Annotated in this window: 22 protein-coding genes; 11 read left to right on the plus strand and 11 right to left on the minus strand. The window is 62.6% G+C overall.

Features of this window, described 5'->3' with window-relative positions; genetic code table 11:
- Positions 1-206: 206 nt before the first annotated feature.
- Both KJQ96_RS40080 and KJQ96_RS02835 read left to right on the plus strand, forming a co-directional pair.
- The gene (locus tag KJQ96_RS40080; RefSeq protein WP_249733679.1) at positions 207-407 is read left to right on the plus strand and encodes a hypothetical protein; all 201 of its coding nucleotides are present in this window, start codon (positions 207-209) and stop codon (positions 405-407) included.
- A gap of 16 nt (positions 408-423) precedes the next feature.
- Positions 424-1,197: a hypothetical protein gene (locus KJQ96_RS02835; RefSeq protein ID WP_213285196.1), complete on the plus strand. Its 774-nt coding sequence runs from the start codon at positions 424-426 to the stop codon at positions 1,195-1,197.
- A gap of 352 nt (positions 1,198-1,549) precedes the next feature.
- On the opposite strand, the gene KJQ96_RS41935 is transcribed toward KJQ96_RS02835, so the two are convergent.
- From KJQ96_RS41935 to KJQ96_RS02855, 4 genes are all read right to left on the minus strand, one after another.
- The gene (locus KJQ96_RS41935) at positions 1,550-1,951 is read right to left on the minus strand and encodes a lipocalin-like domain-containing protein (RefSeq protein ID WP_213285197.1); all 402 of its coding nucleotides are present in this window, start codon (positions 1,949-1,951) and stop codon (positions 1,550-1,552) included.
- A 345-nt stretch (positions 1,952-2,296) separates the two neighbouring features.
- Positions 2,297-2,752: a GFA family protein gene (locus KJQ96_RS02845; protein WP_309142356.1), complete on the minus strand. Its 456-nt coding sequence runs from the start codon at positions 2,750-2,752 to the stop codon at positions 2,297-2,299.
- Between the two features lie 191 nt (positions 2,753-2,943).
- Positions 2,944-3,513: a VOC family protein gene (locus KJQ96_RS02850; protein WP_213285198.1), complete on the minus strand. Its 570-nt coding sequence runs from the start codon at positions 3,511-3,513 to the stop codon at positions 2,944-2,946.
- A 219-nt stretch (positions 3,514-3,732) separates the two neighbouring features.
- A complete protein-coding gene (locus KJQ96_RS02855; protein WP_213285199.1) occupies positions 3,733-4,593 on the minus strand; it encodes a LysR family transcriptional regulator in 861 nt (286 codons plus the stop codon).
- Positions 4,594-4,687: 94 nt separating this feature from the next.
- Between KJQ96_RS02855 and KJQ96_RS02860 the strand changes: the two genes are divergently transcribed.
- Positions 4,688-5,542 (plus strand): MBL fold metallo-hydrolase, encoded by an 855-nt coding sequence (locus KJQ96_RS02860; protein WP_213285200.1) that lies wholly within the window; start codon positions 4,688-4,690, stop codon positions 5,540-5,542.
- Here KJQ96_RS02860 and KJQ96_RS02865 read toward each other — a convergent pair whose 3' ends face one another.
- From KJQ96_RS02865 to KJQ96_RS02875, 3 genes are all read right to left on the minus strand, one after another.
- A complete protein-coding gene (locus KJQ96_RS02865; RefSeq protein ID WP_213285201.1) occupies positions 5,543-6,157 on the minus strand; it encodes a DUF1254 domain-containing protein in 615 nt (204 codons plus the stop codon). It abuts the gene before it with no gap.
- A complete protein-coding gene (locus KJQ96_RS02870) occupies positions 6,154-6,732 on the minus strand; it encodes a DUF1214 domain-containing protein (RefSeq protein ID WP_213285202.1) in 579 nt (192 codons plus the stop codon). The genes KJQ96_RS02865 and KJQ96_RS02870 overlap by 4 nt, the downstream gene beginning before the upstream one ends.
- Positions 6,733-6,884: 152 nt before the next feature.
- Positions 6,885-9,170: a transglycosylase domain-containing protein gene (locus KJQ96_RS02875; protein WP_213285203.1), complete on the minus strand. Its 2,286-nt coding sequence runs from the start codon at positions 9,168-9,170 to the stop codon at positions 6,885-6,887.
- Positions 9,171-9,446: 276 nt separating this feature from the next.
- On the opposite strand from KJQ96_RS02875, the gene KJQ96_RS02880 reads away from it, so the two are divergent.
- Together KJQ96_RS02880 and KJQ96_RS02885 are read left to right on the plus strand one after the other, a co-directional pair.
- Positions 9,447-9,962 (plus strand): YcgN family cysteine cluster protein, encoded by a 516-nt coding sequence (locus KJQ96_RS02880; RefSeq protein WP_213285204.1) that lies wholly within the window; start codon positions 9,447-9,449, stop codon positions 9,960-9,962.
- A gap of 161 nt (positions 9,963-10,123) precedes the next feature.
- Complete coding sequence (locus KJQ96_RS02885) at positions 10,124-11,698, plus strand: MDR family MFS transporter (RefSeq protein WP_213285205.1); 1,575 nt, start codon at positions 10,124-10,126, stop codon at positions 11,696-11,698.
- A gap of 59 nt (positions 11,699-11,757) precedes the next feature.
- Here KJQ96_RS02885 and KJQ96_RS02890 read toward each other — a convergent pair whose 3' ends face one another.
- A complete protein-coding gene (locus KJQ96_RS02890; protein ID WP_213285206.1) occupies positions 11,758-13,392 on the minus strand; it encodes a thiamine pyrophosphate-requiring protein in 1,635 nt (544 codons plus the stop codon).
- Between the two features lie 396 nt (positions 13,393-13,788).
- On the opposite strand from KJQ96_RS02890, the gene KJQ96_RS02895 reads away from it, so the two are divergent.
- Positions 13,789-15,387, plus strand: a complete 1,599-nt coding sequence (locus tag KJQ96_RS02895) for a porin (RefSeq protein WP_213285207.1) — start codon at positions 13,789-13,791, stop codon at positions 15,385-15,387.
- A 62-nt stretch (positions 15,388-15,449) separates the two neighbouring features.
- Here KJQ96_RS02895 and KJQ96_RS02900 read toward each other — a convergent pair whose 3' ends face one another.
- Positions 15,450-15,617, minus strand: coding sequence for a hypothetical protein (locus KJQ96_RS02900; RefSeq protein WP_213285208.1), 168 nt, complete (start codon positions 15,615-15,617; stop codon positions 15,450-15,452).
- 215 nt (positions 15,618-15,832) lie between these two features.
- Between KJQ96_RS02900 and KJQ96_RS02905 the strand changes: the two genes are divergently transcribed.
- Complete coding sequence (locus KJQ96_RS02905) at positions 15,833-15,997, plus strand: Flp family type IVb pilin (RefSeq protein ID WP_213285209.1); 165 nt, start codon at positions 15,833-15,835, stop codon at positions 15,995-15,997.
- Between the two features lie 62 nt (positions 15,998-16,059).
- Here KJQ96_RS02905 and KJQ96_RS02910 read toward each other — a convergent pair whose 3' ends face one another.
- Together KJQ96_RS02910 and KJQ96_RS02915 are read right to left on the minus strand one after the other, a co-directional pair.
- A complete protein-coding gene (locus KJQ96_RS02910; protein WP_213285210.1) occupies positions 16,060-16,296 on the minus strand; it encodes a hypothetical protein in 237 nt (78 codons plus the stop codon).
- A gap of 40 nt (positions 16,297-16,336) precedes the next feature.
- Positions 16,337-17,302 (minus strand): Ku protein, encoded by a 966-nt coding sequence (locus KJQ96_RS02915; protein WP_213285211.1) that lies wholly within the window; start codon positions 17,300-17,302, stop codon positions 16,337-16,339.
- A 261-nt stretch (positions 17,303-17,563) separates the two neighbouring features.
- Between KJQ96_RS02915 and KJQ96_RS02920 the strand changes: the two genes are divergently transcribed.
- The 4 genes from KJQ96_RS02920 to KJQ96_RS02935 all read left to right on the plus strand — a co-directional run bounded on the left by KJQ96_RS02920 (position 17,564) and on the right by KJQ96_RS02935 (position 21,709).
- A complete protein-coding gene (locus KJQ96_RS02920) occupies positions 17,564-17,716 on the plus strand; it encodes a hypothetical protein (protein ID WP_176722012.1) in 153 nt (50 codons plus the stop codon).
- Between the two features lie 278 nt (positions 17,717-17,994).
- Positions 17,995-18,666 carry a response regulator transcription factor gene (locus KJQ96_RS02925; RefSeq protein WP_028348898.1) on the plus strand — a complete coding sequence of 224 codons (672 nt, stop codon included), beginning with the start codon at positions 17,995-17,997 and terminating at the stop codon, positions 18,664-18,666.
- Between the two features lie 98 nt (positions 18,667-18,764).
- Entirely contained in the window at positions 18,765-20,138 is a 1,374-nt protein-coding gene (locus tag KJQ96_RS02930; protein ID WP_213285212.1) for a sensor histidine kinase, read from the plus strand.
- Positions 20,139-20,302: 164 nt separating this feature from the next.
- Positions 20,303-21,709, plus strand: coding sequence for a hypothetical protein (locus tag KJQ96_RS02935; RefSeq protein ID WP_213285213.1), 1,407 nt, complete (start codon positions 20,303-20,305; stop codon positions 21,707-21,709).
- The last annotated feature ends 8 nt before the right edge of the window (positions 21,710-21,717 follow it).

Here is a 21,717-nt window from a genome sequence, read left to right on the forward strand (position 1 = left end):
CCTACGCAGGGCGTTTTAAGAGTTGGTTAAGGAAAACAGCCCCTGAAGAAATCCGATAAAATGCGAGCTTTCGGCAGGTGGCATGAGCCGCGGAACCCGTAACTGTACCGCCTGCACAAATTAAGATGCCGTTAACCACGTTCTGTTCTGAATAGTGGCATGTCGCCGGTCAAAATCGTGACCGCGGCAACCAGAGAGAACGGAATATGGGCACCATCATTGAATTTCCGGCGGATGCGGCTTCGCGGCGGCCGGGCTCAACAATGGATGGCGCTCCACCCGATGGCCTGGGAATCGTGCTGATCCTTCCCGTTATCCGCATCGAACGCCAAGCCGGCGGAACCGACGACGGACGCGGGCCGGAAGAGGGGACGGCGCCTGGTCGCCGTCGCCGGCGGCGCCCCTGAACAACGGACGTTTGCAATGCCGGAAAAGTGTCTCCCGATCCGGACCACCGGGCTTCGGTCACTCCCGGCTCTCATGCTGCTTGTTGTAAGTGCAGGGCTCGGCGCTTGCAGCGGCGGCGATTTCGGCCGCACCCGCGCCGATATGCGTAACGACGACATGCACCGCTGGCTAGGGGCCGAGGCCACGGCCAGCGTCGGCCTAAAACCTTCGCATTTCCAGCTCACGGAAAACGAACGCCAGCTTCGCGATCTTGCCTATCCCCTGATCGAACCGCCGCATTCGCGGCCGGCCTGGAAGAGCGTGTTCGGTGATTACCAGCCGCTGCCCTCGCCATGGCGGCAGAAGGTGGTGTTCGATCGCACCACCTATGGACGCGCGCTGATCGACGAGCCGCACCGCTCGCACACCTCGCGTTACCAGCAGTTGATCGAGGACGTTCGCAACGACATCACGAGGTTCGAGCCGTTCTTTGCCTCCGCCATCCGCGTCATCGAGCTCGACCGCAAGCGCAGCGCCAGCTTGAAGATGGTGTCGGAACTGTCGCCGCGCGAACAGGCGGATGCGATCGCACGCATGGAAGAGAACACGCTGATCGTGCAATGGGTCCAGCAATGCCTGGAGCGGCGTATCTCGTCGTATCGCTGGGCGCTGGAGCGGCTCGTGATTCACGCGCCCGACGGTATCGCCGCCGATGCCGACCGTCTGATCAGCGAGCTCGCCGCGCAAACCGCCAATCCGCCAGTTGCGGCCCAGCCCGTGATCGGGCGTGCGGTGACAGTGAAGGGCTAGACTAGCGCGTTACTCATAAGTCTGAAAGGAGCCATTTACTTGGCGATGTCCCGATTCCGCCCGATTGTGTTGCAAAAGTCGTTTTGCAGGAGATGTTGAAAATTCTGAGGGCCGCTGGCGCGTTCTTCGTGTAATGATCTGAGGGACCTCATCGCCTTGCGCCAAATTCATGGGCGACTTCGGTAGCGCGACTCAGGCTATGCGAATCATCTCTTTGCGCCTCAGGTTTTCGCCAAAAATTTGGACCGCTGCAACTTTCGACTTTTGCAACACTATCCGCCCAGAAGCGGACATCTGGGCCGGCCTTCAGCGAGTCTGATTTGGCCAGAAACGGACGAGATGACCGGAAGGCCTACTTTACTCGTTCCCAGACCAACTCCGTGGTTCGGATTTCGCCTGCGACAGAAATTGGCGGCGTTGTCAGCGTAAGTCGGTTGCCTTCAAGTCGCACAAGCCGGACTAAGTCGGTATTGACCCAATTTTGGACGGAAGCAATTTCGACACGATGAGTGATTTTGTCATCGCCCAATGAATAGCGGCCAGCGTAAGAGAACGAGGTCGCGAACGCCTCAGCCCGCTCGTCAACGGAAGCTGAAATCCGATCACCGCTTGCGAGCGGCTTGCGGTCGCTGTGGCAAATTATCGCCATCACCCTGCCGTCACTTGTGTAAGTGATCAAGCCTGACGGAGTTGGGCCATATGGCGCATCGTTCCTAACGCTTCCGGTGGAAGCCGACGCGGCGACTAATGCCAAGTTCCAACAATCTTATCCATGGATGCCGGGGCACTTTGGGCGAAGGATGCGTGAACAAAGAACAGAGTGAAAATCGCGACCAATCGAAACATGAAGGCTCCGCAAAAACTGAAGCTGCGAGGTTCGCGGTTACATCAAATCACGGAACGTCGCTGTCGGATAGGGCCAAAGGGTTTCTCTATAGACGACATGGGCCGACGCCAGTCCCATTTCGCAATGGGTCAAAGTGCGAAATACTCTGTCCGAGCAGATGTTTTCGGCTTCGCCTCCAGACTCAGAGATTGCTCGATGCGATCGGCACTTCGCATTTGGGCCAGAAGGCGACATCCAGTCACCCGATAGCCGCTAAGGGGTCTGGTCTGGAATCTGCGGAATGTGGCCGATGTCCATGGCCCAAGGCAATGCAGAGCGGCACCAACCTTGATATTTTGGAGTGAGCTGTGCGCGTTGCTTCACTCCTCCGAGGCGCAGATTAAACACAAGACGGTTTTCCAAGGACGTCGAGTAGATTGCTGAACCGCAATCGGCACAGAACGCCAGCACGCGCTTGTTACCGCTGGCGGCAGTCTTTACGTATGTCTTTGGTTGCCCGCTAAGCTTGAAGTTCTCTGTTTTCACCGGAACACTGGCTCGGTAGGGAGCGCCGGAAATGGTCTGACAGTCAGTGCAGTGGCAAATGACAACGTAATCAGGATTTATCTCTGCGTCGTAGCTGATCCTGCCGCAATGACAACCGCCTTCAATTCTCATTCTTCCGTTGCGCGTCTGGCCACCGAACCTTTTCTCTGTTCCTGTAGGCATTGCGTTCTCTCCGTTGGAGGCAAACCGAGCGTATCGTACTCAGGCATCGATGCGGGACAAGATTAGCCTGCCCCCAAGGTCCTGATGTCTGCGTTGAGATCATTCGCGACCGGGACGAACCAGCTCGTCAGAGTCCTCTTTCCGGGAAACGACTAAATTCCCGCAGCACAACGGCGGACATTTTGCATCGTTCAACGTTCAGCCCCGACACCGGCGTCGCTTTTGCTCTCGGCCTGATCCGAGCGGAAGATGAGATCGTTGACCGGCTTGCCCAGCGCAAGCCGCGCCGCCAGAGCTTCCGGGTCGAAAGGCTCGCCGATCGGATTGGCGGCGAAGGCGGGCCCGCTCATAAACTCGTTTGCAGCCTGGGCCTCCATCAGGTCAATCTGAAACTCCAACCCGTTGCCATCCGGATCGCGATAGTAGAGCGACAGCGTCAGCCCGTGCCGGATCGGCCGCGTCGGCATGACGCCCCGGCGCTTAAGCCTGGCATAGGTGTCGATCAGCTCATCGAGATTCCGCCAAGTGTAGCCAAGGTGATTGAGGCCGGGTGCCATTGCGGCACGTTTCCGAGGAGCATCCTTGGCTAGGCCGAGGTTGACGAATGCAAAGCGGTGGTGCTCGTCGTCATAGGTCAAGAATGCCAAGCGGTCATCGCGGTGCTGCACCCGCGCCTCGAATACCTCTGCGTACCAGTCGATCATCTCGTCATAGCGGTGGGTGTTAAACACAACGTGAGCGAATTTGCTGGGTGCAACCATGGTAAACTCCCCCTAAGGTGCCTTTTGCGAGCGGTGGCAATGGGACAGGCGCTAAACGGTAGATTGCTTCAAATATTGTTCACCACAAATAGCATGAAACGCGAATTGGGCCGCTACCCTGATGTCGCAGATGGGTCAAAAGGCAAAATTCCGAAGTGACCAGCGCATGGTCTGCTTTTGCTTCGAAAGCAGCCATCTCTCGTTTTATGGGTACACGTCCTAACGCCCGGTCTTGCCCGCCGATTTGGCGCGGCCCGCTTTGGGCCGCTGCCGTTGCAGTTTCGCGATGAAATTCTGCAAGACATCTGACGGTGGCAGCTTCGCGCTGTAGGCGAGCCCGACCTCGCGCTTCACGTCGACGTCGATCTCGCGCACGGCGACATCGGAGTTGGCGCGCGCTACGCCTTCGGGAACGATGGCGATCCCGACACCGGCGGCAACCAGCGCCATCGCCCAGTCTTCCGATTCGGCAATCGCTGCGGGCACGCGCGACGGCGATGCAGCGCGGCCGAAGAATTCGCTCTGCTCGCAATGACAGCGATCGACCATGGCGGCGCCGGCGAGGTCCGCGGTGCGCAGCCGCTCCTTCAGCGTCAGCGGATGCGACGGCGGCAGGGCCGCGACGTAGCGCTCGACCCAGAGCGGAACGAAATGCTCATCAGCGCGCAGCAAGTTCTTGGAGATGATCCGCGCATCCGCGGCATCATCGACGCCGACGAGCCGGAGCGCGATGTCGGAAGTCCCGGTCAGCGGCTTCAATAGCGCAATGGTTCGCGGGCGGTCGAGCGTGCGCATCAGGCCGAGCGTCAGCGCGTTTCGCGTTGCAGGTTTTCGGAACAGGTTTTTCGCGGCGTCCGCCTCGTCGATGATGCGGCGGGCAACGGCGTGGAATTGTTCGGCGGCTTCCGTCGGCGCCACGCCCTTCTTGTGCCGGATGAACAGCGCCGTGCCGAGCTCGGCTTCCAGATTGGTGATGGCTGCCGAGATCGAGGGCTGCGAGATGAAGCAGCGCTTGGCGGCTGCCGTCAGGTTGCGCTCCTTGAACACGGCGGCGAAGTAGCGGAGCTCGCGGATATCCATAGGCTGTTCCTATTGATACTATCGGATATCGATATTTACCTATGATAGATCGGATGGCAAGCAAGCGCCTCGATCCGAGCAGAGGAGCACCCGTATGCGCGTCCATCATCTCAACACCGGCACCATGTGCCCGATCGGCCGGCGTCTGGTGAACGGCACCGGCAGCATTTTCCAGCGGGCGCGGTTGGTGTGCCATTGCCTGCTGATCGAGACCCATGACGGGCTGGCGCTCGTCGATACCGGCATCGGATTGGACGACATCGCGAACCCACCGCGGCTCGGTCCCAAATGGGTCCGGCAGACGATGCCGCGGCTCGATCCGGCCGAGACAGCCGTGCGGCAGATCGAGGCGCTTGGCTTTTCGCGCGACGACGTGCGGCATCTGCTGTTGACGCATCTCGACCGCGATCATGCCGGCGGCATTCCGGATTTCCCGAATGCGAAGGTGCACGTCCATCGCCGCGAATATGACATGGCGGTGGCGCGGACGGCGCCCGCGCCGAAGGGCCGCTACATCACCGATCAGTGGAAGCACGGTCCGGATTGGGCGTTCTACGGGGAGGGTGGCGAGGACTGGTTCGGCTTCAAGGGCGTGCGCGCGCTCGGCGACCGCGAACCCGATATCCTGATGATCCCGCTGCCAGGTCACACGCTCGGTCATTGCGGCATCGCCGTGCGGAGCGGGGATAAGTGGCTGCTGCACGCCGGCGATGCCTATTTCTTCCACGGCCAGATGCACGCGTCGCCGCGAATGCCGCTGGTGCTCGGCATGTTTCAGCGCCGCGCCGACATGGATCGCGCCATGCGCGTCCAAAACCAGGAGCGCTTGCGGACGCTCAAGGCAAAGCACGGCGATGCCGTAACGATCTTCAACAGCCACGATCCCGTTGATTACGAGCGCTGTCGTTGCGGGCAACACCGTGAGGTGTCGCTCACCAGCGGCCCGTGATCACCGTTTGGACCGCGGCGCAGGGGCCGGTGCAGGCGGCGCCGGTTCGGGTTGCTTCGCCGGTGGAGGCTCGATCTCCGTGGTGCAACGCGACGCCGCGAGCGCGGCTTGCGCCTGCGGCATCAGGCCGGGCTCCGGCGCCAAGGCCTTGAGCACAATCAGGCCGGTCGTGGTGGGAGAGTCGATGATCAGCCGGTCAGCGGCGGTGACTTCCTCGTCTTCCGGCAGTTCGGAATGCTGCTCTTCCGTCATCAGGTCGAGCTCGATCACCTTGCGGCCGGCGGAGCGGTCGTTGATGGCGTAGTAGGCGACCTCGTTGCGGGTATAGAATGAAACCGACGTATAGGCCTGGCTCACCGGCACGGTCAGTTTGAGCGGACCGTCGGACAGATTATAGCGGCAGATCGCGACCGCAAAGGCCGGGTCCATGAACGGCATCGGCGCGTTGTTCGGTTCGGCGAGCGGCAGCGCCGTGACGGCGTTCTCTTTGGTCATCGGCGTCAGCCGCGAATAGGCGTCTTGCGTCGCGATGCGCGGCAGCGCGAGCACGCTGACGAGATGCACCACGCCGCCCAGCAGCACGCCTGCGATGATGGTGAATGCCAGCCGGATCATGGGCAGTTCACCGTGGTGATGGCGGGCATCGGCGCGTCGCGCTGCGTGCGCGTCGCAACGCCGACCGGCGTATCGTAAAGCCGCAGCATCAGCGCGTAACGCTCGATGCCGCCGGTCGGCAGCCAGTTGCCGGCCCGCGAGCGCGCCGCGACCCGGATCTCGAATCCACCGTCGGAGCCGCGGACGATTTCCTGGCTGGTGAAGCCGTAGCGTTGCAGCGAATTGGCGACCAGGTGCCCCTTGCGATCAAACAGCGTCAGCGTCCAGAACCGGGCCGCCGGCGTCACCCCGCTGACAATGACGTCGCAGCGCCCGTCGAGCGGCCTATTCTTGTCGTCGGTGGTGGCGGTGAAGGCGATGCCGTCGCCGGTGCCAACAGGCAATTCGCCGCTGCGGGCAATCGAGGCGCGCGAATAGGGATCGATTTCGGAACTGCCGGCCTTGGGCCGCGCGGTCCATGCGCCGATCGTGAGCGTGCCGAGATCGGTGCCGCGCGTCGCCGTCAGGTAGGTCGAGCCGAGACCTACGGCCGTGGCAAGCGCCAATGCCAGCAAGGTGATGAAGATCAGCCGCACAGGCCAGTGCTCCGAACTCTCACGGCATCAGATTCCGCCTGAACCGGCTTCATCCGAAACCTGAAGCGCTGCTCTTGTTTCGAACATGTCGAGGCGGATGCTTCGCATCCGTTCCGAGGAACGCCGGTTAAGATTCTGCCGGATCATGCCTTTTAATTCTTCCGCTCCGCCGGCGCGGCCCGCTCGCCAGCGGCTGCCACATAGTTCTCTGGAAACGCCAGCGCGCCTGACGTGATCGGTTTGGAGGGCTGCTTCTGGTCGTTGGACGAGGTCTTGCCCGCGGCCCTCCCGGCCTCGTCGAGCAGTTTCTCGACGCGCACCAGAATATCCGCGCCGCGCTTCGTCAATACGGGCGGCGGCCCCGGCTTGGTCTCTGGCGCCCGTGCCGCGCCGTTGGCCGCTGCGCTGGCGGATTGAGCGGGCTGGGGCTGCTTCGTGCCCATGCCGAAGCCTGGGATTTCCTTCACCTCGACGCCCTGATGTGCGACGACCATGATGTCGTGCCAGGTTTGCGCGGGAAGCGAGCCGCCGGTCATGCGGTTGGTGGGCGAGTAGTCGTCGTTGCCGTACCAGACCGCGCAGGTGAAGTTGCCGGTGAAACCGACGAACCAGGCGTCGCGGTAGGCGTTAGTGGTGCCGGTCTTGCCCGCGGTCGGGATGCCGTCGATCGCGGCGCGGCGGGCGGTGCCTTCGCTGACGACATGGCTCATCATTTCCGACATGTCGGCAGCCACGGAGGCGGGAATGGCTTGCACCGGCTTCTTGCCGTCGCGGTCGAATCGCCAGACCAGGTCGCCGGCGCCGGTACGCACTTCCAGCACGGCGTGAGGTTTCACCGCCTTGCCCTTGTTCGGGAAGGTCGCATAGGCGACCGCGTGTTCGAGCACGGTGACTTCATCGGAGCCGATCGGCATCGACGGCGTATCGGGCAGAGGGGCGGTCAGGCCGAACCGGCGCGCCACCTCGGTAATCTTGGCGCGCCCGGCCTTGGCCGGATTCGCCACCTTGCCGCCGAGCGCAATCGACAGCTTCACCGGCACGACGTTGATCGAGCGGGTGATCGCCTGGGTCAGCGTCACCGAGCCGGAATAGTTGTGGCCATAGTTCTGCGGGCACCAGTTTCCGATGCAGACCGGGCCGTCGACCACGATCGAGGTCGGCTTATAGCCGTTCATGAGCGCCGTGGCGTAGACATAGGGCTTGAATGATGAGCCCGGCTGTCGATAGGCGTCGGTCGCGCGGTTGAATTGGCTCGCGCCATAGTCGCGTCCGCCCACCATGGCGCGGACGCCGCCGTCGAGGTCGGCAACTACGACGGATGCCTGCGTCGCGTGGTAGTCGCGGCCGAACTGGCGGAGCTGGTTCTCGACCGTTTCCTCGGCGGCGCGCTGCACGGTCATGTCGATCGCGGTACGGACCACGAAGACGCGCTCGGTGTAGGATTTCGGGAAGGTGTCGACCAGCCTGCGCATTTCCTCAAAGGCGTAGTCGAGATAGTAGTTCGGCGAATTCTCGTCGCGGCGATCGACGGCGAAGGCCGGGTTGCGCCGGGCGCCGAACACCTGGCCTTCGGTCATGAAGCCGGCATCGACGAGGTTGTCGAGCACGATGTTGGCGCGGGCGCGGGCGGCGGGCAGGTTGATGTGCGGGGCGTATTTGGTCGGCGCCTTGAACAGCCCGGCCAGCATGGCCGATTCCGCCAGAGTGACGTCGCGCGCCGACTTGTTGAAGTAGAAATGCGCCGCGCCGTCGACGCCGAACGTGCCGCCGCCCATATAGGCGCGGTCCAGATATAGCTTCAGGATTTCGTTCTTGGTCAGCCGCGTCTCGAGCCAAATCGCAAGGAAAGCCTCCTTCACTTTGCGCTCGATGGTGCGCTCGTTGCTGAGGAACAGGTTCTTCGCCAGTTGCTGCGTGATCGAAGAACCGCCCTGGCGCACGCCGCCGGCCTGCGCGTTGGTCACGAGCGCGCGCGCGGTACCGGGGATGTCGATGCCGAAATGGTCATAGAAGCGGCGGTCTTCGGTTGCCAGCGTCGCCTTGATCAGATTGTCCGGAAAATCTTCCAGAGGGATCGAGTCGTTATGTTTGATGCCGCGGTTGCCGATCGGGTTGCCGTAGCGGTCGAGGAACTGCACCGCGAGATCGGATTTCTTCAGCCAGTCGTCATCGGCGGTTTCGCGAAACGCAGGGATCGCCAGCGCCAGCATCACGATCAGGCCACCAAGGCCGATGGTGGCGGCTTCCGAGAACGGCTCGATGAACACCCAGCGCTTCCAGCGGCCGACATAGAAGCGGTCCATGAAGGTGGAGTAGCGCTCGTACAGCTCGCGCAGGCCCTTGCCCGACGAGAACAGCGTCGAGTCGATACGCGCATCCAGATCCAGAAGGAAGTTCCGGATCTTCTGCTTCAACTCTGGAGGTACGATCTGGCGCACCGGGACCCTTGATCTGTTCTGGTCGCGTCCGGCGGGGCCGGTCGAGACGTCTTGCTTGAATGTTGCAGCAAACCCAAGGCGCTTTTACGGCCTCGGGGACTCGCCATTGTTCTATCCGAGCGGGGGCTATAAACCAATGCTCTCGCTCACCATTTTGACGGTCAGGCCTAACGCTGCCGTTGGCTTTTGGCTCCGTAGTGAGACCCGCTTGCGCCCCCGTTGCCGGACCTCCTAGAAGGGCCGCAGCCGACCCGACCCGAGAAAACGATTGATTGCATGACCGCGCCGCGCAAATCGCCTTCCGGCCAGGAGGGTTTCTTCTGGAAAACCAAGACGTTGGAGGAGATGTCCAGCGCCGAATGGGAAAGCCTGTGCGATGGTTGCGCGCGCTGCTGCCTGGAAAAGCTCGAAGACGAGGATACCGGGAAAATCTACTTTACCCATGTTTCCTGCAAGCTCCTCGATTCCGGCCTGTGCACCTGCAAGGATTACCAGAACCGTTCCGACAAGGTTCCGGATTGTGTCCGCCTGACGCCCGAGAACGTCCGCACCCTGAGCTGGCTACCGCCGAGCTGCGGCTACAAGCTGGTAGCCGAGGGACGCGATCTCTATTGGTGGCATCCGCTGATCTCGGGCGATCCCAATACCGTGCATGAAGCCGGCGTTTCGGTGCGCGGGCGGGTCCAGGGCACCGAGGATGAGATCCCCGACGAAGAGCTCGAGGACCACATCGTGCAATGGCCGGCCTTGTTGCCGAAGCGGGCGCGGCTCAAGAAGCGGCCCAAAGCCTGAATCTCCCGCCCTGATCGATCACGGAAACGCGACGATATTCTCGCGGGATGCACCCATGCGCGCGAGGCGCTGCCCCGAGAGGAATTTGCCCTCTAAGGTGCTGGCTATATGGCGATTCCATCTCGGCGGCTTTGGTCGCGCAGAACAATATTACGTCCGACATGAACCAGCACCAGCGGCAGGGCCATGAACCTGCCGACCAGACGACATTGCCCGACGATATCGGCGGCGAGCTCTCGCACATCACGACAGAGGTCATTGAGGTCAGCGATGCGCCGCCGATTGCGCCGCCCGCGCCGCTGACCCCGGACGAGGTCCGCACCATCCTGATGAGCCTGCTGCTGACGATGTTCCTGGCAGCGCTCGACCAGACTATCGTGGCGACGGCGCTGCCGACCATCGGCCGCCAGTTCAACGACGTCAGCAATCTGTCCTGGGTCATCACCGCCTATCTCTTGGCCTCGACCGCGGTCGCACCCGTATTCGGCACGCTGAGCGACATCTACGGCCGCCGCGTCATGATCACGGTTTCGCTTGCCCTGTTCACGGTCGGCTCGATTCTTTGCGCGGTGGCGCCCAACATGCCGGTATTGATCGTTGCGCGCGGCCTGCAGGGGCTTGGCGGCGGCGGCATCATGCCGGTCGTGCAGACCGTGATCTCCGACGTTGTGAGCCCACGGGAGCGCGGCAAGTATCAGGCCTATTTCAGCGGCGTCTGGATGGCGGCTGGGTTGATGGGCCCTGTGCTCGGCGGCGTGTTCGCCGAGCATCTGCACTGGTCGATGATCTTCTGGATCAACGTGCCGCTCGCGGTCGGCGCGATGTTTCTGCTGCTGCCGAAGATGGGCAAGATCCCGGTGTTCCACCGCCGCCGCAAGGTCGACTGGCTCGGCGGCCTGCTGCTGATGGCGTCTGCCGTCGTGGTCATGCTGGTGCTCACCTGGGGCGGCAACCGTTATGCTTGGCTGTCGCCGGCGATCATGGCGATGATCGGCGCCTCGGTGGCGCTGGCGCTCGCCTTTGTCTGGCAGGCGCGCAATGCCGAAGAGCCGTTCCTGCCGCTGCCGCTCCTCGGCGGGACAGTGGTGCCCTACGCCATGGTGGCAGGCGCTTGCGCGCTGGGCGCCATCACCGGGCTGACCGTGCATCTGCCGCTGTATTACGAGGTCGTCTATCATTTGACCGCGAGCGAAGCGGGGCTTGCGCTGATTCCGCTCGCCGCGATTTCCACCTGCGGTGCCGCGATCGCCGGACGGACCATGGCGCGGGCCAAGCATTACAAGCGCGTGGCCATCGTGGGCACTTCAGCGGCGGCGATCTTCGGTGTCGTGCTGACCGTGACGACGCTGCCGCTGTGGGGCTTGCTGATCGTCCTGTCGCTGTTTGCGCTTGGGCTCGGCACGACATTCCCGGTCAGCGTGGTCTCGCTGCAGAACGCGGTGGCGCGCCCGCAGATCGGCACCGTCACCGGGGCGATGAACTTCTTCCGCGCGCTGATGTCGTCGTTCACGGTCGCCGCCTTCAGCGCGATCCTGTTGATGGCGCTGGGCGCCGGTATCTCACTCGGCGAACACCGGGGACCGGCGAATGCGATTCCCATGTCCGACATGATCACCGCGTTCCGCTACGTGTTCGGAGCCGCCGCCGCGCTCCTGGCCTGCGCCGCGTTGTGCATCATCACGATGGAGGAGCGGCCACTGGCCGGTCCGTCGACGCCAGCGGAGATGGCAGAGTAGGCCGTCTCCGGCCTCTTCTACTTTGCATGGGGTTGTTTTCGCGATTTGTGCGTTGAATCTCAGGTCCCCGGCCGCGACACCTCGGTCTCCTTGCTGGTGATGAATTCTAGCAGCACCGGGACGCCTTCCTGCGTCTTCTGGATACCGCGCTTGATGGCGGGGATGATGTCTTCCGGCTTCGTCACCCGCTCGCCATAGCCGCCGAACGCGCGCGCCATCGCGGCGTAGTCGCCGGAAATGTCGGTGGAGCGGTATTTCTCGGTCGAGATCGGCATCACCTTCAATTCGATCGCCATGGAAAAATTGTTCAGCAGGATCGACATGATCGGGATGCGTTCGCGCACCGCGGTTTCGAAATCCATGCCGGTGAAGCCGATCGCGGCGTCGCCCCAGACGTTGATGCAGAGCTTGTCGGGTTTTGCCAGCTTGGCGCCCATCGCAAGGCCGAGGCCGTAGCCGAGCTGCGTGGTCTTGCCCCAGCCGATATAGGACAGAGGCTCGACCGATTTCCAGAACGGCGAAAGCTGGTCGCGCGGGCTGCCGGCGTCGTGAGTGATGATGGTGTTGTTGATGTCGACGGTTTGCTGCAGGTCCCACAATACCCGATAGGGGCTCAACGGCGCCTCATTATGCGTCAGCTTCGGCATCCATTTCGCCAGCCATTCCTTGTGAGAGGCGGCGATCTCGGCGGCGACCGCGGTCGCGTCCCGATCGGATGTGACGGTCTTGCCGATCTCTTCCAGCAAGGCATCGAGGACGAGGGCGGCATCGCCGACCAGACCGATTTTGGCCTCGACATCCTTGTTGAGATGATTGGGATCGAGCGTCGAATGAATGATGGTCTTGCCCTTCGGCATGGCGATGCCGAACGAGGTCTCGGTGAACGAGCAGCCGATGCCGAAGATCACGTCGGCGTCGCCCAAAAATTTCGGCACCGCGCGTGGCACGGCGAGGCCGCCCGAGCCCAGCGATAGCGGATGCGTCTCCGGAAACGACGACTTGCCGCCAAGGCTGGTCGTGACGGGAATGGCGAGGCGCTCGGCCAGCCGTCTGAGCTGCGGCCAGGCCTTTGCGTAATGTACGCCCTGACCGGCATAGATCACCGGACGCTTGGCGGCGACGAGCACGGCCGCCGCTTCCTTTACATGCATGGGATCCGCGCCGTAACGGGTGCGCAGCACCGGCGTATAGTTGAGAGGCTCCGGCACTTCCTCGTTCCACATGTCGGCCGGGATTTCGACAATGACCGGTCCTCCGCGGCCGTTCTTCAATTTGGTGAACGCTCTCCGGAAGATGTTGCAGACCTCAGCCGCGATGTTGATCGGCTCGGACGACTTCGAGAACGCCTTCATCGCCTGGCTGGAATTGAAGTTCGGATCGATATTGGCGAGCCTGCGCGCATAGCCCATCGGCAGCACCAGCACGGGAACGGATTCGCCGTAGCATTGCGCCACGCCGCCCATCGCGTTCTCGGCGCCGGGCCCGTGCTGCATGCAGAACGCGCCGATCGAACGGCCCGAGGTGACGCGCGAGATCGCATCCGCCATGTGAACGCCGATGCGTTCCTGCCGCACCATCACCGGGCGGATATCGGCATTGGCGGCATATTCGATGAGATGATTGACCGGATAGCCGCAGAGGATTTCGATTCCCTCGCGCTTCATAATTTCTGCGATGGCGGCGCCGAGTTTCATGACGGTCTTCTCCCCTCGATACGGGCCGGTTTGATCCAGCCGATTTGCGACAGTTGGACAGGATTTTCCGACCTGGTAAAGCGCGGACGGCGCGTGCGTTCGGAAGTGCTGATATGCGTTTTGCCGCCCAAGCCAAAAGATGAGGCAACCGGGGGGAATATTCTTGCTGTGAGCGCCCGAGCTGCAGGCGAAAGTGGATCGTTTTGACTCGGCTTCGGCGCTGCTGCGTTGCGAAAAAATCACAGCCGCCGACCAACTGAAGCGGTTTCACGGCCTTGTCATTCTCGCTGGAGATTTTTGCACTAGGTGTGTGCGCATGCATTTGCATGAAACGCGGGGCATCGCGGGACACAACTTGCATGAGTCGCGGGGCATCGCGAACAGGAGACTATAATAATGAAAACGGCACAGATTTTACTTTTAAGCTCGGCAGCCGGTCTGATGGCTCTGAGCGGGGCACAGGCGGCCGACCTTCCGGTCAAGGCCAAGGCAGTCGAATATGTGAGGGTCTGCTCGCTCTACGGCGCCGGCTTTTTCTACATCCCGGGCTCGGACACCTGCATCAAGCTCGGCGGCTATCTGCGTGCGGACGTCACGTTCAACGGTGGCGCGCACGGCGCCCCCGCCTGGAACGGTGATATCGGTCAGCAGAACCGCTATGCCAATTACTTCGTCGCCCGCTCCCGCATGGCGCTGACGGTCGATACCCGTACCGCTACCGAATACGGCGTCGTCCGCACCTTCGGCCAGGCTGACATTCAGTTCACCACGCTCGGCGGCAGCACGTTCAACCCCAACAACCTCGCGACCAACCTCGGCAACAATACGAACCTGCTTGACCAGGCCGGCGGCGGATATGTCGCGGTCGAATACGTTTTCATTCAGTTTGCCGGTTTCACCTTCGGTAAGTCCGCATCAGCCTATGCCACGCCGTGGCAGGGCTTCCCGGGCAATATCAACTCCTCCTTGCTGGGCGGCCAGAATACCGACACCGGCGTCAACAACATCCAGTACACCGCCGAGTTCGGCAACGGCGTATCGGCTTCGATTGGTCTCGATGACCCAACCGTGTGGGATCGCACCGCCGTCTACAATCTGAGCATCCCGTCGGCGATCGGCGCCAACGGCAACGGATCGAACGCCTATGCCGGCGTGCATGCGCCCGACATCGTCGGCAGAATCCGGGTGGACCAGGCCTGGGGCCTGTTCCAGCTTTCGGCAGCCGCGCATGAAGTGAGCGGTTCGTACAACACGCTGGGCGCGGGCTCTGTCCCGACCGCGTTTTCCGAAATCAGCGGCCACCCCGAGAGCAAGTGGGGCGGCGCGGTGATGGCGGCGTTGCAGATCAAGAACATTCCGACCGGTGCAGGCGACGACATCAAGCTCGACGTATCCTACGCGAAGGGCGCCACCAAGTACGTCATCGCCACCAGCGGCACCTCGCCCAACTTTGCGATGTTCGGCGATAGCGGCTTCGGCTACCAGAGCGTGGGCTTCGGCGCGACCACCGACGGCGTCTATTTCCCGGGCGCGGCCGGTACCGGCGGTATCGCTTTGACGACGGCCTGGGGCGTCCGCGGCGCGTTCAACCACAACTGGAATCCGTACTGGTCGACCAGCCTGTTCGGCAGCTATTCCGCGGTCAGGTATGACGGTGGCGCGAACGACAATCTGCTCGGTGCGGGGACCTCGACGGCCAAGGGCGCCTATTGCGCTGCTTTCGCTGCCAGCCACTCCGGTCAGGCGTTGGTCGGGAATGCTGCGGGCAACTACACCTGTAACCCCGACTTCAACGTCTCGCAGCTCGGCGTCGTTACCCGTTGGACCCCGGTCAAGAACCTGACCTTCTCGGGCGAAGTCCAGTGGTTCCATCTCGACCAGAAGATGTCGGGCTCCTCGGTCTTCGCGGCGACCGCTCCGAAGCCGAACGCGCTGTACGAGTTCAAGGATCAGGACACGGTCCTGCTCCAGTTCCGCGCCCAGCGCAACTTCTGAGAACGATCCTCGGACCGGGCCATTGCCCGGTCCCTTCTTCAACGCCGCGGCGGGTGGGGTGACTACCTCGCTTCGCCGCGGCGGCTGAACATCGCCGCAATGAGCTCGAGTACCTGATCCAGGATAAGGTAGTTCGTGGCCGCCGAGATGTCGGCGACCCGCTGCTCCTCGGTCTCGTCGTGCACGAGACCGATGTAATTCCTTCCCGCTTCGCGCTTCTGCGCAATCATGTGCGCTCAGTCCGCAAGACGCCGATCGGGCGAGGGTGGCTGGTCGGCACACAATCGATGGTAAATTGTCCGTACCGTAGGATTCCGGGCGGGACTCCTCGTCACGCTTAATCAATCGTTCATTCTGTTCCGCAAGGCCGCTTCAACCGTTCCGACCTAGAGTTTAAGCAGTATGGCGCGGGAGAATTTTGGGGAGCGTCGACAGGAGTTTGTCTATGCGTCGATTACTGGAGCGATTTGTCGACGATGAATGCGGCGCTACCGCCATCGAGTATTGCCTGATTGCGGCCGGCCTCAGCATCGTGATTGTCACCGCCGTCAACGGCATCGGCAGCGCGCTCAACTCGAAATTCAACGACATCAGCACCTCGCTCAAGTAGCGGCAAGGCCGGGTTGGACTTTGGCAGCGGGGACGGGACGGCGGCGGGGATTGAAACCGGCGCTATTTGTCTTTTGGCGCCGCATTGAGGGCCCGCAGCATCGCAATCCGCGCGAACATCAGCCAGCCGCCGCCGGTCTCGGCCGCGTTGATCAGATTTTCCACCGCGACCTGCCAGTGCGCCTCGTGCTGCACTTCCTCCGGCAATGCCATGACATAGTCGGCGGCCTGCTGCAGCGTCGCGAGCTTACGGCCGCCGCGAAGCGGTATCGGATCATCGAACGGGGTCGACCACGGCATCGCGCGCTAGATGGTGCTATCTATCGCGCTCCTTGCCCGATCATCCGGCCTTCTTGGTGCGGGCGGCGGTACGCACCGGCTTTTCCGCCTTCTTCGGCGCTTCCTTCGCCGTCTCCTTGGCGGCGCGCTTTCCGCTACCGCTGATCGGCAACAGCATCTCGCGTTGGCCGGCGGCGGCCTTCTTCGGCTTCTTGCCCTTGGCCTTGGCGGCGGCAGGGGCGGCCTCTTTCTCGCTGGCGACGCTGCGCTTCAGCGCGTCCATCAGGTTGATGACGTTGCCGCCGGTCTTCGGCGCCGCCTTGGCCTTCGTGCTCAGGCCGTTGCGCTTCTGGTTGATCAGATCGATCAGCGCCTGCTCGTAGCGGTCCTCGAACTGCTCGGGCTCGAATGAGGCGGATTTCTGCTCGACGATATGTCTTGCCAGATCAAGCATATCCTTGGTGATCTTCACGTCCTGGATATCGTCGAAATATTCCTTCTCATTGCGCACTTCATAGGGATAGCGCAGCAGCGTTCCCATCAACCCATTCTCGAGCGGCTCCAGCGCGATAATGTGCTCGCGGTTGGTCAGTACCACGCGGCCGATCGCGACCTTGTCCATGCTGCGGATAGTTTCACGGATCACCGCAAACGCATCGTGGCCGACCTTGCCGTCCGGCACGAGATAATAGGGGCGGATCAGATAGCGGCCGTCGATATCGGATTTCGGAACGAATTCGTCGATCTCGATGGTGCGGGTCGATTCCAGCGCGATGTCGTCTAGCTCATCCTTCGACACTTCGATGTAGGTGTCGGTATCGATCTTGTAGCCCTTCATGATGTCTTCGCTGGCGACTTCCTCGCCGGTCTCGGCGTCGACCTTGGCGTATTTGATGCGATGGCCGGTCTTGCGGTTGATCTGGTTGAACGAGACCTTCTCGGTATCCGAGGTCGCCGGATAGAGGGCGACAGGACAGGTCACGAGCGACAGGCGCAGAAAACCCTTCCAATTGGCGCGGGGGGCCATGGGCTACTCCAAAATACGCAACAGACGACCGGGGAAGGATACCACCGGATGACCCCGTCTCAAACATGCCGGTCTACGGAATCTCGGAATGGCGTTAACCCTCGAGGGGGCCGTTCTGCGGCGGCGCCTGCGACCTTTTTGAACACGGCGGCCGCGCGACATGGCCCAATACCCGGAACATCACATTCGATCATGCGTTGCTTTCGCAGGCAATGTCGGAGCATTCGCTAACATTACAGGCACTTACTCGAAGAGGTCCCCATGGCAACGAAACGACATGGCCAGATCGTCGAAACCCCGACCGAGGCGCGCCAAGCCGAGCCCGGTCCGTCCGTGCTTGCACTCCTGACGGTATCGACCGGGCTCGCGATTCTGATCCTTGGCATCGTCTGGTTCATATTCTTCCGCACGTAAGGGACTGACCGAGGCTGCGCGACCGGGATGCTTATCCGCGCGGCTGGGAAGTGGGTCCGGCCTTTTCGGGAGCCGTTGCCATAAGCACCTGCCGGCCCCCTTGGGGCATCCGATCGGGCATGTTAGGCGTTGGGCCTGCGGTTCGCGGGCGCGCCCGGGCCCGCGGAAAGCGTGATGACGAAAAAGTCGCACTGCCCGGTGTGCCTCGTTCATGGCCCGTTCACCCCGCTGAGCCTCATCATGAGAACTGATTGTAGGGCTCACTATTGGAGGCCAGCTTGCGCCTGCTTGTTGTTGAGGACGATCCGGATCTCAACCGTCAGCTTACGACGGCTTTGACGGATGCCGGTTATGTTGTTGATCGCGCGTTCGACGGCGAGGAGGGGCACTATCTGGGCGACAGCGAGCCTTATGACGCCGTCGTGCTCGACATCGGGCTGCCGAAGATGGACGGCATCTCGGTCCTGGAGGCGTGGCGCCGCAACGGCCGGGCCATGCCGGTCCTGATCCTCACCGCGCGCGACCGCTGGAGCGACAAGGTGCAGGGGTTTGATGCCGGTGCCGACGACTACGTCGCAAAGCCGTTTCACCTCGAAGAAGTGCTGGCGCGCATTCGCGCGCTGCTGCGCCGCTCCACCGGCCATGCCCAGTCGGAACTGACCTGCGGCCCGGTCTCGCTGGATACCCGCACCGGGCGGGTCAGCGTCTCAGGCAATCCGGTCAAGATGACCTCGCACGAATACCGGCTGCTGGCCTATCTGATGCATCACACCGGGCGCGTGGTGTCGCGCACTGAACTGGTCGAGCATCTCTACGACCAGGACTTCGACCGCGACTCCAATACTATCGAGGTGTTCGTCGGTCGTATCCGCAAGAAGCTCGACGTCGACATCATCCAGACCGTGCGTGGGCTCGGCTATCTCTTGACGCCGCCGTCACCGGGCGCCTGATGAGCCTTGCTCTTTTATTCGAGCATGATCTTATCCGAAGGCCCGTCTCCATTCGCAGGATTGGAGCCTGGGGATACGCTTTTCGGGATCTTGTTCTGATGCGCGGAAGTTCGCTCGCCACGCGGTTGTTCCTGTCGGCGACCGCGTGGGTGGTCGTGATCCTGATTATCACCGGCGTGATCCTGTCATCGGTCTACCGGAACGCGACCGAGCGCGCCTTCGACCGCCGCCTCAACCTCTACCTCCGCACCCTGATTGCCGAAGTCGCAACGCCGGACGAGCCGCCTGACCAACAGTTCCAGTCGCTCGGCGAACCGCTGTTCGAACTGCCCTTGTCCGGTTGGTATTGGCAGATCGTCCGGACCGACGAAAAGGCCGAAACAAAGGCCTCGCGTTCGCTATGGGACAAGAAGTTGCCGAAGCTCGAGGATATCGGCGCGGAGTTGACCCCGGCCGGGATCCGTCTCGGTTACGTCGACGGTCCGGAGGGCCAGGATCTGAGGGTGGTCGAACGGCCGGTCGACCTCGGCGCCGACGGCAAGTTTCTGGTCAGCGTGGCTGGCGACGCATCCGAGATTTTCGACGAAATCCGCGCCTTCGATTATTACCTCGGCGGCACCTTTGCAGCGCTCGGCATCGTGCTGCTCCTGACCACGATCTTCCAGGTCCGCTTCGGGTTGGCGCCGCTCAAGCGCATTTCGGAATCGATCGCCGACATCCGCTCCGGACGCGCCGAGCGGCTTGAGGGCCAATTTCCGGTCGAGATCGCGCCGCTGGCGCGCGAGACCAACGCCCTGATCGACGCCAACCGCGAGATCGTCGAGCGCGCGCGCACCCATGTCGGCAACCTCGCCCATGCCATCAAGACGCCGCTGTCCGTGATCGTCAACGAGGCCACCGCCCACACGGTGGACCCCTTTGCGAACAAGGTTTTGGAGCAGGCTTTTGTGATGCGGGATCAGGTCGCGCATCACCTTGAGCGCGCACGTATCGCCGCGCGCGTCACCATCGTCGGCACGGTCACCGAGGTCGCGCCCGCCATCGAGGCGCTGCGGCGGACCATGGAAAAGATCCACCGGGATCGTGGCGTCAAGATCGCGGTCAAGGCAGACCCGCAGGCAAAGTTCCGCGGCGAGCGCCAGGACCTTGAGGAGATGGCCGGCAATCTGGTCGACAATGCCTGCAAATGGGCGGCCTCGCAGGTATTCATCGAGGTGCGGGCGGAACCGCCGGCCGAGCCCGGCACCGGGCCACGGCTGCGGCTCATTGTCGATGACGATGGCCGCGGATTATCCGCTGCCGAGCGCGCGCAGGTATCCCGGCGCGGCCAGCGCCTGGACGAATCCAAGCCGGGCTCCGGGCTTGGGCTTTCGATCGTGGTCGATCTCGCCGGCCTCTATGGCGGTAGCCTTGTCCTGGGCGATGCCCCGATCGGCGGGCTGCGGGCAGAGCTGGTGTTGCCGGGGATATGAACGTCTTATCGGGCTGCATTACCTGGGATTGAAGGGCCGCTGTCCGGCGCTGCCCGGCCGCCGATTTCGTTATTCCTAAAGGGCTTCTTAACGCGCGCACTTCTAAAATCGGCGGTGGACGCGCTTTGCCGTCCGCGTGACACAAACATATCCACACCAGGCGAATGAGTCAGACATCGACAGAGCGGCTGAGGGACTATCTCGCCCAGCTCCCGCCTCAATCGCAGGCGCTGCTGATGCGGGAGTTCGAGCGCGCCGTCGAGCGTGGGGAAGACCTCGCAGTCGCCAATTTCGTGCTCGAGCAGTTGCGCAAGGTCGTCCGCGGGGCCGAGGAAGACGACGAGGCCCGTCCGCGCACTGACGATCCGGCGCGGCTGTTGTACGGCCCGCTCGAGCCATTTCTCGTCGAGGGTAATTTTCCGGTGCGCGCCGGGCAGATCCGGCGCGCGTCGCTGCTGCCGGTCTGGCAATGGCTGGGCCGCGACGGCGCGCCCGAGGCCGTGCGCGCATTCGAAACGACAATCAGCGACATAAGGCTGAGCGGCTCCACCGCGGGTCTCGAAGCCGCGACCCGTAAATTCCAGCTCGCCGCAGCCGAGGCGATCGTCAAGATCGCCACTCCGGTGCAGGGAGACGACAGGCATCGCGCGCTCTCGCGGATCGGTCCGCCGAACGTTGTCGAGGATTTGCTGTCGATCGGCGCAGTACTGCGGGCCCGTGAGGCGATGGAGACGCTCGGCAGCCGGCTTCCCGGCCAGGTTCGGGCGCTGACGCCCTCCCAGCTCGAGACGGTGACTTCGGCGCTCAACGTGCCGTCGTTGCAGACGCCGCAATTGCTGCCGTTCGCGCTGTCGCTGATCATGCAGCGGCTGGCGGCGCCGTGGCAGATCATCCGTCTCGCGGTCAAGATGGCGGCCTCGGATGACGAGATTCGCGTGGCGGCCACGCCCTACGGCATCGCCGTCACGATCGCGCTGCACGATCTCTCGTTTCTCACGGCCTGCCTGCGCACGGACATCAGGCGCGGCCATTTCGATAATGTCGGCGACCAACTGAAAATCCTGCACGATGGTGTGCGGGGCTTGCGCACCGAACTCGATCTGCGCAACGATTCCGCGTGGGGCCGCCAGCTCACGTCGATCCGGGCAGATATTTCCAATTCGCTGCAGTCGGAGATCGAGAGCGTGCCCGGCCGGGTCCGCCGCATCCTGCGCCAGCGCGCCGACAAGGATATCGCTTCGGCGCCGAAGATCGACGCCGCGGAGGTCGAAGAGATCGCCGCCCTGATCGACTTCGTGGCGGTGTGCCGCACCTATGCCAGCGAACTCGCCATCAACGAAGTCACCCTGCGGACCTATTCCGACCTGCAGCACTACGTCGAGCATTCCACCGAGAGCCTGGTGCAGGCGCTGCGCGGCGCCGACACCAGGGCGCGCGCCTACCGGCAGATGCAGGCCAAGGCGGCGATCCGCTTCTGCGAAATCCTGTTCGGCCATGACTACGCGTCGCTGATGAGCCGGGCGGCTGAAAATGCCGTGACCGGCGAACGTAAAACGAGCAAAGCCGGCTAGCGCCCTCT

It is taken from the genome of Bradyrhizobium sp. sGM-13 (assembly GCF_018398875.1).
Lineage (GTDB): Bacteria > Pseudomonadota > Alphaproteobacteria > Rhizobiales > Xanthobacteraceae > Bradyrhizobium.

Coding starts and splice junctions, on each gene's coding strand:
- KJQ96_RS40080 (WP_249733679.1), top strand. CDS start 207: ATGGGCACCATCATTGAATTTCCGGCGGATGCGGCTTCGCGGCGGCCG.
- KJQ96_RS02835 (WP_213285196.1), top strand. CDS start 424: ATGCCGGAAAAGTGTCTCCCGATCCGGACCACCGGGCTTCGGTCACTC.
- KJQ96_RS02845 (WP_309142356.1), bottom strand. CDS start 2,752: ATGCCTACAGGAACAGAGAAAAGGTTCGGTGGCCAGACGCGCAACGGA.
- KJQ96_RS02850 (WP_213285198.1), bottom strand. CDS start 3,513: ATGGTTGCACCCAGCAAATTCGCTCACGTTGTGTTTAACACCCACCGC.
- KJQ96_RS02855 (WP_213285199.1), bottom strand. CDS start 4,593: ATGGATATCCGCGAGCTCCGCTACTTCGCCGCCGTGTTCAAGGAGCGC.
- KJQ96_RS02860 (WP_213285200.1), top strand. CDS start 4,688: ATGCGCGTCCATCATCTCAACACCGGCACCATGTGCCCGATCGGCCGG.
- KJQ96_RS02865 (WP_213285201.1), bottom strand. CDS start 6,157: ATGATCCGGCTGGCATTCACCATCATCGCAGGCGTGCTGCTGGGCGGC.
- KJQ96_RS02880 (WP_213285204.1), top strand. CDS start 9,447: ATGACCGCGCCGCGCAAATCGCCTTCCGGCCAGGAGGGTTTCTTCTGG.
- KJQ96_RS02885 (WP_213285205.1), top strand. CDS start 10,124: ATGAACCAGCACCAGCGGCAGGGCCATGAACCTGCCGACCAGACGACA.
- KJQ96_RS02890 (WP_213285206.1), bottom strand. CDS start 13,392: ATGAAACTCGGCGCCGCCATCGCAGAAATTATGAAGCGCGAGGGAATC.
- KJQ96_RS02895 (WP_213285207.1), top strand. CDS start 13,789: ATGAAAACGGCACAGATTTTACTTTTAAGCTCGGCAGCCGGTCTGATG.
- KJQ96_RS02900 (WP_213285208.1), bottom strand. CDS start 15,617: ATGATTGCGCAGAAGCGCGAAGCGGGAAGGAATTACATCGGTCTCGTG.
- KJQ96_RS02905 (WP_213285209.1), top strand. CDS start 15,833: ATGCGTCGATTACTGGAGCGATTTGTCGACGATGAATGCGGCGCTACC.
- KJQ96_RS02910 (WP_213285210.1), bottom strand. CDS start 16,296: ATGCCGTGGTCGACCCCGTTCGATGATCCGATACCGCTTCGCGGCGGC.
- KJQ96_RS02915 (WP_213285211.1), bottom strand. CDS start 17,302: ATGGCCCCCCGCGCCAATTGGAAGGGTTTTCTGCGCCTGTCGCTCGTG.
- KJQ96_RS02920 (WP_176722012.1), top strand. CDS start 17,564: ATGGCAACGAAACGACATGGCCAGATCGTCGAAACCCCGACCGAGGCG.
- KJQ96_RS02930 (WP_213285212.1), top strand. CDS start 18,765: ATGCGCGGAAGTTCGCTCGCCACGCGGTTGTTCCTGTCGGCGACCGCG.
- KJQ96_RS02935 (WP_213285213.1), top strand. CDS start 20,303: ATGAGTCAGACATCGACAGAGCGGCTGAGGGACTATCTCGCCCAGCTC.